General features: G+C 37.9%; 13 protein-coding genes. 12 read left to right on the forward strand and 1 reads right to left on the reverse strand.

What is annotated here, in order from left to right; genetic code table 11:
- Positions 1-100 precede the first annotated feature (100 nt).
- The 3 genes from NKG37_RS11130 to NKG37_RS11140 are packed head-to-tail and all read left to right on the forward strand — an operon-like array spanning position 101 to position 2,984.
- Positions 101-1,111: an efflux RND transporter periplasmic adaptor subunit gene (locus NKG37_RS11130; protein WP_169187971.1), complete on the forward strand. Its 1,011-nt coding sequence runs from the start codon at positions 101-103 to the stop codon at positions 1,109-1,111.
- The gene (locus tag NKG37_RS11135) at positions 1,108-1,809 is read left to right on the forward strand and encodes an ABC transporter ATP-binding protein (protein WP_016202746.1); all 702 of its coding nucleotides are present in this window, start codon (positions 1,108-1,110) and stop codon (positions 1,807-1,809) included. Before NKG37_RS11130 ends, NKG37_RS11135 begins: the two co-directional genes overlap by 4 nt.
- Entirely contained in the window at positions 1,806-2,984 is a 1,179-nt protein-coding gene (locus tag NKG37_RS11140) for an ABC transporter permease (RefSeq protein ID WP_254416220.1), read from the forward strand. The genes NKG37_RS11135 and NKG37_RS11140 overlap by 4 nt, the downstream gene beginning before the upstream one ends.
- Positions 2,985-3,184: 200 nt before the next feature.
- Here the strand turns inward: NKG37_RS11140 and NKG37_RS11145 are convergent, their stop codons facing one another.
- Positions 3,185-4,426 carry an IS110 family RNA-guided transposase gene (locus tag NKG37_RS11145; protein ID WP_254415919.1) on the reverse strand — a complete coding sequence of 414 codons (1,242 nt, stop codon included), beginning with the start codon at positions 4,424-4,426 and terminating at the stop codon, positions 3,185-3,187.
- A gap of 303 nt (positions 4,427-4,729) precedes the next feature.
- On the opposite strand from NKG37_RS11145, the gene NKG37_RS11150 reads away from it, so the two are divergent.
- The 9 genes from NKG37_RS11150 (at position 4,730) to NKG37_RS11190 (ending at position 13,534) form a co-directional block, all read left to right on the forward strand.
- The gene (locus tag NKG37_RS11150) at positions 4,730-5,419 is read left to right on the forward strand and encodes a response regulator transcription factor (RefSeq protein WP_169187972.1); all 690 of its coding nucleotides are present in this window, start codon (positions 4,730-4,732) and stop codon (positions 5,417-5,419) included.
- Positions 5,358-6,842: a HAMP domain-containing sensor histidine kinase gene (locus NKG37_RS11155; RefSeq protein ID WP_169187973.1), complete on the forward strand. Its 1,485-nt coding sequence runs from the start codon at positions 5,358-5,360 to the stop codon at positions 6,840-6,842. Before NKG37_RS11150 ends, NKG37_RS11155 begins: the two co-directional genes overlap by 62 nt.
- Before the next feature lie 21 nt (positions 6,843-6,863).
- Complete coding sequence (locus tag NKG37_RS11160) at positions 6,864-7,385, forward strand: acyl-CoA thioesterase (RefSeq protein WP_016202750.1); 522 nt, start codon at positions 6,864-6,866, stop codon at positions 7,383-7,385.
- 17 nt (positions 7,386-7,402) lie between these two features.
- Positions 7,403-7,576: a hypothetical protein gene (locus NKG37_RS11165; protein ID WP_254416221.1), complete on the forward strand. Its 174-nt coding sequence runs from the start codon at positions 7,403-7,405 to the stop codon at positions 7,574-7,576.
- A gap of 609 nt (positions 7,577-8,185) precedes the next feature.
- Positions 8,186-9,379, forward strand: coding sequence for a branched-chain amino acid ABC transporter substrate-binding protein (locus tag NKG37_RS11170; protein ID WP_212120070.1), 1,194 nt, complete (start codon positions 8,186-8,188; stop codon positions 9,377-9,379).
- A gap of 404 nt (positions 9,380-9,783) precedes the next feature.
- A complete protein-coding gene (locus NKG37_RS11175; protein ID WP_016202753.1) occupies positions 9,784-10,761 on the forward strand; it encodes a branched-chain amino acid ABC transporter permease in 978 nt (325 codons plus the stop codon).
- A 9-nt stretch (positions 10,762-10,770) separates the two neighbouring features.
- The gene (locus tag NKG37_RS11180; protein ID WP_101729597.1) at positions 10,771-12,003 is read left to right on the forward strand and encodes a branched-chain amino acid ABC transporter permease; all 1,233 of its coding nucleotides are present in this window, start codon (positions 10,771-10,773) and stop codon (positions 12,001-12,003) included.
- 30 nt (positions 12,004-12,033) lie between these two features.
- Positions 12,034-12,810, forward strand: a complete 777-nt coding sequence (locus NKG37_RS11185; RefSeq protein WP_016202755.1) for an ABC transporter ATP-binding protein — start codon at positions 12,034-12,036, stop codon at positions 12,808-12,810.
- A 22-nt stretch (positions 12,811-12,832) separates the two neighbouring features.
- Positions 12,833-13,534, forward strand: a complete 702-nt coding sequence (locus NKG37_RS11190; RefSeq protein WP_101730542.1) for an ABC transporter ATP-binding protein — start codon at positions 12,833-12,835, stop codon at positions 13,532-13,534.
- The last annotated feature ends 21 nt before the right edge of the window (positions 13,535-13,555 follow it).

Consider the following 13,555-nt stretch of genomic DNA (forward strand, 5'->3'; position numbering starts at 1 on the left):
CTGACACATTCCTTTTTTATTCTATTACTTGTAAGCAGCAAGACAATCATGCGAATAAGTTAATTCATATAAATAGAATAGAAAGAGGTTGAAGCAAAAGATGAAGAAAAGTTTAAAGAAGTGGATTATTAGTGGAGTATCAGTTTTAGTAATAGGAACAGGAATCGGATCTTATTATTATTTTACAAATGATAATCAACCGGAAGTAAGAGCGCAGGTTAGAACGCAAACAGCGACTGCTGAAACTGGGGATGTAGAAATTGAAGTAAGTGGTACTGGAAGCATTGCAACCATTAATAAAGAAACCTTTACTTCTGAAGGAAATGCAACGGTAGATGAAGTATTAGTCGAGGTTGGCGATGAGGTGGAAGAAGGCGATGAGCTAGTAACGTTCGAGGATGATACGCTGGACCCAATCGTAGCATCTTTTTCTGGTGAAATCACTGCTCTAAATGTAGAGGAAGATGGAAATGTATCAATGGGAACAGAAGTCGTGACTGTTACTGATTATGATAATTTAGAAATGGTAGTGAACGTAGATGAACTTGATATTTCTAAAGTAAAGGTCGGACAAGCTGCAAATATAAAAGTTAGTGCACTTGAAGATAAAGAATTTACTGGCAAAGTTACAAGTGTTGCAAAAGAAGCGAACAGTGATAGTAATAGTGTTGCTAAGTATGCAGTAACAGTCAAAATAAGCAAGCCTAGCGGATTATTGGTTGGCATGACAGCTGAAGCCACTATCACAACTGATAAAGCTGAGGACGTTGTGACCGTTCCAGTCGAAGCAGTACAGAAGGAAGATGATCAATATTATGTTTTAGTGGCAACTGGAACAGCAGCGAATGAAGAAGGCACAACAGAAACAGCATCTACAAAACAAACCGTTGAAGTAGGATTGCAAAATACAGAAGTTGCAGAAATTAAAAGTGGTTTAGAGGAAGGTACAACAGTAGTACTTCCAACATTTGAATCATCGAGTGATAGTGAGACGCAAGGTATGTTCCCTGGTGGAGGACAAATGCCAAGTGGTGAAGGAAGAGGCCAGATGCCAGGAGGAGGCCAAGGTGGCGGAATGCCTTCCGGTGGATTTGGAGGTAGAAATGAATGATAGAACAACATGCAATTGTAGAAATAAAGAATGTGAAAAAGGAATATACTCTTGGAGGAGAAACGGTTACGGCATTGGATAATGTAAGCTTTACCGTCAATAAAGGTGATTTTATTGCCATTATTGGTCCATCAGGATCTGGTAAATCGACGTTAATGAATATGATCGGTTGCTTAGATACACCTGACTCTGGAGAATATTATTTGGATGGGCAAAATGTATTTTCTTTAAAAAGTAAGCAATTAGCAGAAGTTAGAAATCATAAAATAGGTTTTATTTTTCAATCCTTTAACCTTCTAACTAAGCAGTCTGCCTTTGAAAATGTGGAATTACCCTTGGTTTATAGAGGGATCGGAAGTAAGGAAAGAAAGGAAATTGCTTTACAAGCTTTGAAAAAAGTAGGGTTATTAGAGAGAGCGGAGCATAAGCCAACAGAATTATCTGGTGGACAGCAACAGCGCGTAGCGATTGCTCGTGCTCTTGCTGGCAATCCTCCAATCCTGCTTGCCGATGAGCCGACTGGAGCTTTAGACAGTAAAACAGGGATAGAAGTGATGAATTTGATGAAAGACCTAAATAGTCAAGGACATACGATTATATTGATAACCCATGATTTAGAAATCGCTAAACAGGCTAAGCGCATCATTCGCATTCAGGATGGTCGATTAGCGGAGACAAAGGAGGTAGTTGTCTCTTGAAATTAGGACAAGCAATCAAGATAGCCTTTAAAAATATTACGATGAACAAATTAAGAGCGGTGCTTACCATGCTTGGTATCATCATTGGTGTAGCAGCGGTCATTGCATTAACTTCATTAGGAATGGGAGCATCTAATTCCGTTTCAGATGAAATTGCTGGGTTAGGAACAACTACTGTTTCTGTAAACCTTTCGGGGAACTCGAGTGAGGAAGAGGTTGTCGATTATGATGAGCTGATGGCATTTGCGGAATATGACGAAGTAAAGGCAGTTTCGCCAACAGTGACGACTTCTAGTACGCTCAAAAATGGAACGACATCAAGCTCTGGAGTTACTGTTACAGGCGTTACTACTTCTTATGAAGAGGTACAGGATATTACTTTACAGTCCGGAAGAAATGTAATGGACATTGACTTGGATAATCGCAATAAAGTAGTCGTGCTAGGCTATAATGTAGCAACAGAATTATTCGGATTCACAACTCCAGTCGATAAAACCGTTCAAATTGATGGAACAACGTTTAAAGTAATCGGGGTACTCGCCGAAAAAGGAGAAGAATTAACTGGATCTGTCGATGATTCCGTCCTTATCCCATTTACAACAGCCCAACGTTTTATTGGTCAAACTTATGTAACCTCAGCAACTGTCCTTATGACAGATGAGGATTCAGTGGAAATGGGAATGGCAAAAATGAAGCAGATGCTATACAATCAGTTTGATGGGGATGAAACTTCATATTCTGTACGAAATCAATCTTCTGTGACAGAGGCACTAGATTCTGTTTCGAACACAATGACTTTATTATTAGCAGGCATTGCAAGTATTTCCTTAATCGTTGGTGGAATCGGAATTATGAATATAATGCTCGTTTCGGTTACAGAAAGAACAAGAGAAATTGGCATTAGAAAAGCAATTGGTGCTAGAAAAAAAGATATTATGCTCCAATTTTTAATTGAAGCAATTGTACTTAGTGCATTAGGTGGAATTTTAGGGGCTGCTATTGGCATAGGAAGTGCGGAAATATTGTCCACAACATTAGATATGACTTCCCAAATTACATGGTGGGTTGTTGGCGGTTCCGTTAGTTTCTCTGTATTAATTGGTATTATCTTTGGAATTTTCCCAGCTAACAAGGCATCTAATTTAAGTCCACTGGAAGCTTTAAGATATCAATAAGAGGAATAGATCAGCTATCTGTCAGCAGATAAAGGCTGATCTATTTTTTATCCTGACAATTATCGGTATAATTGATTTCATTAGTAAAAAATAAAGCATGAGGAAAAAGTCTGAAATAATTATTGAAATCACTATCTCAAAAAGAATGCATGACAAATAAACCATCATTGGATGATTTTTTTAAAATTTATACGACAAAATCAAGATGCTTCTAACACATGATAACCATGGTTTTTAGCTAATAAAATCGCTTGTTCTACCGTGATTTCACGGTTTACTGGAAGAACATCCGATTTTAAATATAATTCAGCGTTATAGGCTTCTTTCTTTTTGAGAATATTGTAGATAGCTGTTAAAAGCATTCGTGCAATCGCAATAATTGCTCGTTTGTGACCACGGCGTTTTCTTAGCCGTAGGTAACGGTTTCGAATTTCGGGATGTTTTTCACTTTTAACCACTGCGGTTGCACATTGCACCAAAAGTGGTTTTATGTAACATCCAGCTCTTGAAATTCTTACTGACTTTTTCTTGCCGGCACTCTCGTTATTTGTGGGTGTAAGTCCTGCCCAGGAGCATAAATGCTTAGCTGTCGGAAACACGTCCATATCAACACCTATTTCGGAAACCACGGCAATGGCGGAAAAAATGTTTTTAAAAGACGGAACAGTTAAGATTAAGTTGATTTCATCATGGTAGGACGCGGCAAGTGAAAGAATAATTTTTTCAAGATCTGCTTTACGGGCTCCAAGGTCTTCATAATGTTGTTTAATAACCTTTAATTTTTCAGCCTGTTCAGATGTAATGTATCCATCAATAGCGAGCTCGAGTTCAGGAAGTTTATGCTTCATGGAGCCATGAATTAAAGGTTCTAAATCAAATGAGGTGTCTAATGGATCCTTTAGTAGCTTCTCAATAATGTTCATGGAGCTTTTGCCGAAGGTATCCGAAACAATATTTCCAAGCTGAATATTAGACACAGTTAAACTGTTTTGAAGACGGTTTTTCTCACTCGACATAAAGTTAGTCAGCTTGAAGCGATAACGCATAAGGTCACGAAGCTGCCTAATCTCAAGTGGAGGCATAAAGCTTCCGGCTACAAGATCATGTTTAAATAAATCAGCAATCCATTTAGCATCTTTTTTATCGGTTTTTTTACCGCGGATTGCCTTGACATACTTAGGATGCGCCAAGGTGATGTTACAGGAATCTTCTAGTACATTGAACACAGGAATCCAGTATTTCCCGGTAGATTCCATACAAACATCCTGACAATCATTTTCACAAAGCCATTGTGACAGCTCAAGCAATCCTTTTGTATAGGTTGAAAAGCGATGGCGTTTGTAAGTGGTTACTCCTTTGTAAGTGGAGGCAATACAAGCCACAACAAAGGATTTGTGGACATCAATTCCACAACAAATGGGATAAACAATTTTTAAAGCCATAGGGAAAACTCCTTTATAAGATTTATAGGGATAGACAACATTGACTGATTGCCCAGCGATAAACGAGTAATGTTTATACAAAGATAAGTCTGCGTGCTCGAAGTCACACTTATTTGTGCTTGGAAAGGCAATCTACACATATAAAAATGCGGTCACTCCACAACTGGAGCAGCCCACTCACCTCCGCGTGATTTGTAGTTGATTGGTATCCCTATGGCTATAGATTTGCCAAAATAACGCTCAGTGCAAACTTGTTTCATTACGTTTTGTGCCTTGAGCGAAGCGAAAGGAATGGATATAAAGATGAAAAAAATTCTAATTGTTGAAGATGAACTGGCAATTTCGATGGTTTTAGGAGCATATATAGAAAATGCGGGATACGATGTAGATTACGCTTATAATGGAGAAGAGGCTTTACAAAAGCTAGAGGAAGAAACACCTGCTCTTATTTTATTAGATATCATGATGCCATATGTAGACGGCTGGAGTGTTCTTTCGTTTATTCGGAAGAAATCGGCATGTCCTGTTATTATGCTTACGGCCTTATCAGATACAGAGCAAAAGCTAAAAGGATTCGAAAATGGAGCCGATGACTATATTACAAAGCCGTTTATAGGGGAGGAAGTTATTGCACGTGTCCAAGCTGTTTTAAGAAGATCGCCTACCTATCAAGAGGATGAGCGTATGAAATACTATGGAGATTTAAAAATAAATTATGTCTCCCATCAAGTTTTTCTAAATGGTATTGAGGTTCCCTTTACTCCCCGAGATCTTTCTGTCTTTCTTTTTCTAGCAAGCAATCCAAATCAAACCTTTACAAGGGATCAGCTTCTAGATCATGTGTGGGGAAGTGACTATGATGGGAGTGATCGAGCGGTTGACTTAGCAATTAAAAGGATAAGGAAATTATTAAATGGGTGGGATCCAAAAGATGGCGAAATTAAAACGTTACGCGGACTGGGCTATCAATTTTATATTCAAGAAAAACAATAAGGAAAAAACACCTCTCCTTTATTATTGGACGAAAAGATATTTACTAACATTGTGTGGTGGCCTATTGATTATTGGCATTATCTCCATTCTATGGATTCGCCATAATGCTTTGGAAAACCGCTTAGAATTAACGAAATTAGTTGCCCAGGAAATAGCAGAGCACGCCAATGAAATGGAAGAAGGAAGGCTGAAGGATATTCGACTTCCATTTTTGCAGGATAGACAGAAATTTATTAATGAAGGACAGCCGCTAGATGTTTTTCTTAAAGATACAACAGGAAATATCCGCTCGCTGAATCAAAATTTTTCTCCAGATGCACTTGCAAAACAACAGGTAATTGAAGCATTACCTTTAGTGAGTGAATTAAGCATAAAAAAGGTGACTTTATGGAATAAGCAAAAAGCTTCTATCGTGATTGCTCCTATTATAAATGGTGGGGTTCAAACAGGCTCTGTCTATATTATTCAGCCGCATAATCAGCTTCAGCATTTAAATAAAGAGGAATATCAATTACTAGGATTATTGCTTCTTAGTTTAGCGCTTCTAGGCTGGTTTGTCATTTACTCTTTGTCTAAAAAGATGGCAAAGCCGGTGGAAGAAGTGGCGAACGCTGCCCAACAGCTAATGAATGGAAACTATCATATTACGTTAAATGAAGATGTGCAGGAAAAAGAGCTTTATCAATTGGTTCTATCTTTTAACGAAATGACAAAGAGATTATATGCATTGGAGAGCTTGCGAACACAGTTGTTAGCAGGAGTTACCCATGAGTTAAAAACGCCAATAACTTCTATTAGTGCATTAATACAAGCTGTGAATGATAATGTCATTCCTGAAAATAAGAAAAAACAATTTTTAACGATGAGTTTAAAGGAAGCAGGTCGACTGCAAAGCATGGTGGAGGATTTACTAGATTTTAATAGCTTTAGTGCGGGTTCAATTAAAGTGAATAAGGAAAAGCTGAATGTGCAGGCTACTTTAAAAGAAATAATCTATCAATGGGAAATTGTTCATGCCGATGCTTTAACTACTACGGAGCTTATTTTTGTAAATCCAGAGAAACCAGTATATGCGATGCTTGATAGTGTTCGTTTTCAGCAAATTCTCGTGAATTTATTAAATAATGGGCTTCATGCAATCAAAGGTAAGCAAGACGGGAAAATAACCATTCATTTAACATATGACAATCATAATATTATGATTTTAGTAGAAGATAATGGCTATGGAATAGCACAAGAAGAACAAGCTTATATTTTTGAGCGGTTCTATCGAGGAAAAAACAAAAAAGATATCGAGCGTGGTCTTGGCTTAGGATTGCCATATAGCTTGCTCTTAGCAAAAGCGCAACAAGGAAATTTATCTTTACAAAAATCAGACGGTTCCTCTACAATATTTTTATTACAATTTCCATTACTTGCTTAAAAAGAAGGGGGCTGTTCGGAGATGACGGTTCAAGAAGAAAAATACTGCAGGGAATCATTAGTAGTAAAAACAAGCCGAATATTCCCAATTGATACAAATAACCATAATTCCTTATTTGGTGGGAAGTTGATGAGCTATATAGATGATGTAGCTTCTATTTCTGCCTCAAGACATTCAAGAAGCGATGTAGTTACCGCATCAACGGATTCCGTTGATTTTCTATTTCCTATTCGTCCAACCGATTCGGTCTGTTTAGAATCATATGTAACTCATACAGGTAAATCATCAATGGAAGTATTTGTGAAGGTTATAGCAGAGAATCTTAAAACAGGCGAAAGAAAGCTCGCTGCCACATCATTTTTAACCTTTGTTGCCTTAGATGAAAATGGCAAACCAAAGCAAGTTGCCAAAGTGATACCCCAATCTGAGGAAGAGACCATGCTGTATAATACAGCGGAACAACGCGTAAAAATCCGCAAAGATAGAAGAGAGCATAGTAAAGCATTTGCAAGTGTTATTAGTACGGACATGCCTTGGGGATAAGTTGACCTGGTGTTGGCTTGGCTGATATCGGTGTTGGATTGGCTGATATCGGTGTTGGATTGGCTGATATCGGTGTTGGATTGGCTGATATCGGTGTTGGATTGGCTGATATCGGTGTTGGTTTGGCTGATATCGGTGTTGGTTTGGCTGATAAAGTGCCGGCTTGGCTGATAAAGTGCTGGTTTGGCTGATAAAGTGCCGGCTTGGCTGATAAAGTGCTGGTTTGGCTGATAAAGTGCCGGTTTGGCTGATAAAGTGCTGAGTTTGGCTGATAAGGTGCCGAGTTTGGCTGATATCAATGCAAGATTGGCTGATATCAGCTAGATTCATATCATAACCAATTAATTTTAAGCTCTGATTCCCTTAATCTTAAATATAAATACTAGAATATCGCTAATAAAACTATAAAACAGTCAATTTAGCATCAAAAATATTCACTTTCCATCCCTACAAAGCGACTTCCTCCACTTAAACCCCCCGCATTTTGCATAATCTACTTATTATCTTTCCTCTCAGCCGACCTTATAACTATATCTTCATCCCTCTTACCATTTATAAACTTACCACCACAACAATATGTCGAATAAATAGAAGAAACGTTGCTATTATTGCAAATCATTTCGAAGTACGAAGAAAAATGTCAGAATATATTAACTTTTTAGAAAATATACTGTCAGGTTTTCTGACAGTATAAAAGACACTTGTCTAGAAGAGGATTATAATCCATACATGGAATAGGAGCAATTGGGAAAATATCCCGCAGCTTCATAGATAAAAAGACAATTATAGGGGGGCATATGATGTTATCCAAAAAAGCACTTTCTTTAGCTATGACAGCAACATTAGCACTAGGATTTATGAGTGGCTGTGCTTCAAATGCAAATTCTGATGAAGGCGGTTCTGGGGACAAAAAGGTAATTAAAATTGTCACGCAATCACCACTTTCTGGAGGTAGCGCAACACTAGGTGAAGCAATTAAATTAGGAGCACAATTAGCTATCGATCAACAAAAGGATAAGTTTGCTGAATTAGGATTTGAAATTAAATTAGATGCACAAGATGATCAGGGCGATCCGAAAAAAGGGGTAGCGAATGCAAATTTAGTTGTCGCAGATCAATCTGTACTAGGAGTAGTGGGACACTTAAATTCAGGTGTTTCTATCCCAGCATCTGAAGTATATGAGAAAAATAATCTTGTCAGTGTATCTCCTGCTAGTACGGCAACAGATTATACGGATCGCGGTTTAAAAACAGTTAGCCGTGTTGTTGCTCGCGATGACTTCCAAGGTCCTGCAGGTGCACAATATGCAGTGGAGACATTAGGAGCGAAGAAAATTTTCGTTGTCCAAGATAAAACGGCGTATGGTTCAGGTCTAGCAGATGCATTTAGAGCTGCGGCAGAAGAATTAGGAGCAGAAATTGTTGGATATGAAGGAATTACCGTTGGTGAAAAAGACTTTAACGGTGTTTTAAACCAAGTATCTTCTAAAAAACCTGACTTAATCTATTTCGGTGGTCTTTATGCAGAAGGTGGAATTTTAGTAAAACAAGCTCGTGAAAAAGGACTAGATATCCCATTCATGGGTGGCGATGGTTTAGACTCGTCCACTTTTGTTGAAATTGCAGGAGATGCTGTTAAAAATACCTTCCTTACTTCCGTTGCCGGAGACACAACGCTATCAGAAGAAGGAACGAAATTCGCTGAAGATTATAAAGCAGCTTTTGGAAAAAGTATAGAATCATATTCTGCATATGCATACGATTCCGCAGCAGTATTGCTAGCTGGTATTGAAAAAGCAATCAAAGATAATGATAATAAATTACCATCACGTGAAGATGTAACAAAAGCTGTACGTGAAACACAAGACTACAAAGGGGTAGTGACAGAAGTTGGATTTGATGAGAAAGGCGACAATAAATTCGCAAAAATCTTTATCTACAAATTTGACGAAGCCAAATACCCAGCTACATTAGATGGAGAAATCAGCCAATAAGCAAGTAAATAAAAAGGGTATGGATCAACCCGTACCCTTTTTATTTTTTAAAAGCCTTCCATATTAAAGTAGGTTACCAAATCAAAGATAAATTATTTTTACAGTAGATAGATAATAGTCGGTAAAAAAGCAGATTCCTTTTGTAAAGTTTGTTGTTTTTTGCATAAATGGAGTGAGTTGATTGGAACGGAGGGCATTGACTCCTGCGGGAAGAAGGGGAAAGGCAGAGACCCCACAGGCAAAGCCGAGGTGGCTCAGCTTCCTCCCCGCGGAAAGCAATTGCCTATAGTGGAAATCAACGGACCTCATTCAAAATCCTAAAATAACAATCTTCGAGTAAATTGGAAATGCATAACTACTATCTATCTACTAAACACAATTAAATCAAAAGTGTGGGGAAGAGAATGCTAACTGAAATCTTACAAACATTGCCGCAAGTTTTAATTGATGGATTAACATTAGGAGCTGTATATGCCGTTATTGCATTAGGGTACACAATGGTTTATGGAATATTAGAATTGATAAACTTTGCTCATGGTGAAATATTTATGTCAGGAGCATTCATTGGGACTGCTATCTTAATTACTTTAACAAGTCTAGGATGGACATCCATGTTACCTGCAGTAGTCTCGCTAATTATCATGCTTCTAATCACTAGTCTAATCACAGGATTTTTAGGAATGGGAATAGAAAGAGTGGCGTATCGTCCGCTTCGAAAAGCACCTAAGTTGATTGCGCTTATCTCTGCAATTGGTATTTCCTTTTTATTACAAGACATCGTTCGTTTTATCACGGAATTATTCAAAGGAAATTATATCTTAACTTCGCCTAGTCTATTTTCCAACAAAATAAATATCGGATCCGTTTTTGGTTCTCATGCTGCAAGTTTTAAAAGCTCGTTTTTAGTTGTTATCATAGTAGCCGTTATTTTGATGGTGGGATTAGATTTCTTCGTTAATAAAACGAAGTGGGGCATGGCAATGAGAGCAGTTGCTCAGGATAGAGATACGGCATCTTTAATGTCGATTAATGTGAACAAAGTCATCTCTGTAACCTTCTTTGTAGGATCTGCTTTAGGTGGTGCCACTGGGGTATTATTTGCCGTCCAATATGGCACAATTGATCCGTATATAGGATTTATCCTTGGACTTAAAGCATTTACAGCAGCTGTATTAGGCGGTATCGGTAATATTCGTGGAGCCATGCTTGGTGGTATGTTAATTGGCTTAATTGAGATGTTTACAGCAGCCAATCTTTCTGTTATCACGGGTGGAGTGATGGGAGCAGAATATAAAGATGTTGTTGCATTTGGCATATTGATTATCGTTCTTATATTTAAACCAGAAGGCTTATTTGGAAAAGCCGTAGCAGAGAAAGTGTAGGTGTAAAAGATGGCTAACATAATAAAAACCATACAAACAAATAGGGTCGCCCAAATCATTCTTTTCTTTGCATATGTTTTGGTGACTACTGCTGCACTGGCCTTTTCGCAAAAATCAGTCATTGCCTTTTTGCTCCTACTATTATCGCTATTACTCCTTTATTATATGAATCTGGGAAATAAGATGAAGTGGATTATTGCTTTATTAATCTTAGTGATTGTTCTCCCAGTTTCAGCAAGTCAAGGGCCATCCTATCAAGCATATATGGAAGTAGCAACAATGGTAGGGATTTATGTCTGTATGGCTTTAGGGCTGAATATCGTTGTTGGTCTTGCTGGTTTGCTTGATTTAGGGTTTGTTGCTTTCTTTGCTGTTGGCGCCTATACATATGGTATTTTTGCGACAGCACAAGCAAATAACTTCATGCCCTTTGGAACATACCCTTTGTCAGGAAACAGTTTTTGGTTTTTTATTATCATTGGGTTATTTGTAGCTGCCTTATTTGGTGTCTTATTAGGAATTCCAGTATTAAGAGTAAAAGGAGATTATTTGGCCATTGTAACATTAGGTTTCGGTGAAATAATCCGAATCGTGTTTAATAATTTAGATAAACCAGTCAATATTACGAATGGAGCGATGGGTCTTCCCAGTATTCAACAGCCAGAGCTATTTGGCATCACTTTATCACAGCCAAACCAATTCTATTATATTGTGCTAGTTATGTTTATCATCGTTATTTATGCAGTTACGAGAATGGAACATACAAGATTAGGACGATCTTGGAAAGCGGTAAGAGAAAATGAGATTGCTGCGCAAGCTATGGGAATTCCACTTGTAAAAACAAAATTAACTGCATTTGCTATCGGAGCTTCTTTTTCAGGAATGATGGGAGTCGTTTTTGCGGCTAAGCAAATGTTTGTAGATCCAACAAGTTTCACCTACTTAGAATCTACTACTATTCTTGTAATGGTTATTTTAGGAGGAATGGGAAGCGTACCAGGTGTTATTTTGGGAGCGGCAGTTGTAACGATTTTGAATTTACAGGTGTTAACTGAATTAACTGGATGGTTAAGCCAAGTAACCACTATTCCTGATGCCTTATCTCCAGCAAAAATGCAAAGATTCATCTTCGGTGCACTTTTAATTACTATGACCTTATATCGTCCTCAAGGATTGATACCTGCTAAAAATAAGAAGTTTAATGACAAGAAATTAAAAGAGAGCATAGCAGAAAAACAGTAATCTACTAAATTGCTTAAGGAGGGGCATCAAGTGAATATACTCGAAGTGAAAGGGTTAACAAAAACATTTGGTGGACTAGTCGCAAATTCCAATATTGATATGACTGTTGAGAAGAACTCTATTACAGCGGTAATTGGACCGAACGGGGCTGGAAAAACGACTTTTTTTAATATGATAACAGGCGTGTATAAACCAACGTCTGGAGAAATATTACTCGATGGAAAATCAATTGCTGGGTTTAAGCCTCATGTAGTAGCCAAGCAAGGGATTTCCAGAACCTTTCAGAATATCCGCCTTTTCAGTGAGATAACGGTATTGGAAAATGTGATGGTCGGAATGCATAACCATATAAGAGGCGGCTTGATTGGCACATTGCTTCAATTGCCAAAGGCTAAGCATGAAGAAGAAGAAGCAATGAAAGAGGCATATCGGATATTAGAATATGTTGGGCTTGCTGATCTATTAAATGAAGCGGCTGGAAATTTATCATACGGGGCGCAACGTAGATTAGAAATTGCTCGTGCTTTAGCCACAAAGCCTAGCGTTTTATTATTAGATGAGCCTGCTGCTGGTATGAATCCGAAGGAAACAAATCTTTTAACCAACTTAATTCAAGATATGTGTAAAAAATATGATTTGACGATTATTTTAATTGAGCATGATATGAAGCTAGTAATGGAAATTTCCAATCATATTATCGTCTTAGATCATGGAGAGAAAATTGCAGAAGGTGGTCCTGAAGAGATTCGTTCCAATCCGAAAGTAATTGAAGCCTATTTAGGAAAAGGAGCGGTATCACTTGCTTAAAGGGGGGAGCAGTGTGGAAAAGATACTAGAATTAACGGGAATAGAAGCTTGGTACGGTGGAATTCAAGCATTAAAAGGAATTAGCTTACATGTCGATAAAGGAGAGATTGTTACGCTCATAGGAAGTAACGGTGCGGGAAAATCGACCACTCTTAAATCGATAAGTGGGCAGGTTCCTATAAAAAAAGGCAGTATTTTTTATAATGGAAAGGATATTGCCAATATAGCAGCACATAAAACAGCCGTTTTAGGTATTTCTCAAGTACCAGAGGGGAGAAGGATTTTTCCTAAGCTTTCCGTGCGAGAAAATCTACTGATTGGTGCGTTTGCAGTAAAGGATAAACAATTAATTGAAACAAGAATGGAAAAAGTATTTGAATATTTTCCGCGGTTAAAAGAAAGAGTGGAGCAAAAAGGTGGAACGATGAGTGGAGGAGAGCAGCAAATGCTGGCGATTGGACGAGCACTCATGATGCAGCCAGAGGTGCTGATGCTAGATGAACCATCGATGGGACTTGCGCCAATTATTGTAGAGCAAATCTTTGAAATTATAAAAGAGTTAAACAAACAAGGAATGACTATTTTATTAGTAGAACAAAATGCATTCCAAGCCTTGCAAATTGCTAGTAGGGGATATGTTATTCAAACAGGAGAGATTGTGTTAGAAGGAACAGGAGAAGAACTAATTACAAATAAACAAGTGCAGGAAGCTTATTTAGCTTAAGGCAAGAAAAGAAGGAGAAGG

The organism is Niallia sp. RD1 (genome assembly GCF_024219955.1).
In the GTDB taxonomy this organism is placed as follows: Bacteria; Bacillota; Bacilli; order Bacillales; family Cytobacillaceae; genus Niallia; species Niallia alba.

Coding starts and splice junctions, on each gene's coding strand:
- NKG37_RS11155 (WP_169187973.1), top strand. CDS start 5,358: ATGGCGAAATTAAAACGTTACGCGGACTGGGCTATCAATTTTATATTC.
- NKG37_RS11135 (WP_016202746.1), top strand. CDS start 1,108: ATGATAGAACAACATGCAATTGTAGAAATAAAGAATGTGAAAAAGGAA.
- NKG37_RS11175 (WP_016202753.1), top strand. CDS start 9,784: ATGCTAACTGAAATCTTACAAACATTGCCGCAAGTTTTAATTGATGGA.
- NKG37_RS11130 (WP_169187971.1), top strand. CDS start 101: ATGAAGAAAAGTTTAAAGAAGTGGATTATTAGTGGAGTATCAGTTTTA.
- NKG37_RS11160 (WP_016202750.1), top strand. CDS start 6,864: ATGACGGTTCAAGAAGAAAAATACTGCAGGGAATCATTAGTAGTAAAA.
- NKG37_RS11180 (WP_101729597.1), top strand. CDS start 10,771: ATGGCTAACATAATAAAAACCATACAAACAAATAGGGTCGCCCAAATC.
- NKG37_RS11150 (WP_169187972.1), top strand. CDS start 4,730: ATGAAAAAAATTCTAATTGTTGAAGATGAACTGGCAATTTCGATGGTT.
- NKG37_RS11145 (WP_254415919.1), bottom strand. CDS start 4,426: ATGGCTTTAAAAATTGTTTATCCCATTTGTTGTGGAATTGATGTCCAC.
- NKG37_RS11170 (WP_212120070.1), top strand. CDS start 8,186: ATGTTATCCAAAAAAGCACTTTCTTTAGCTATGACAGCAACATTAGCA.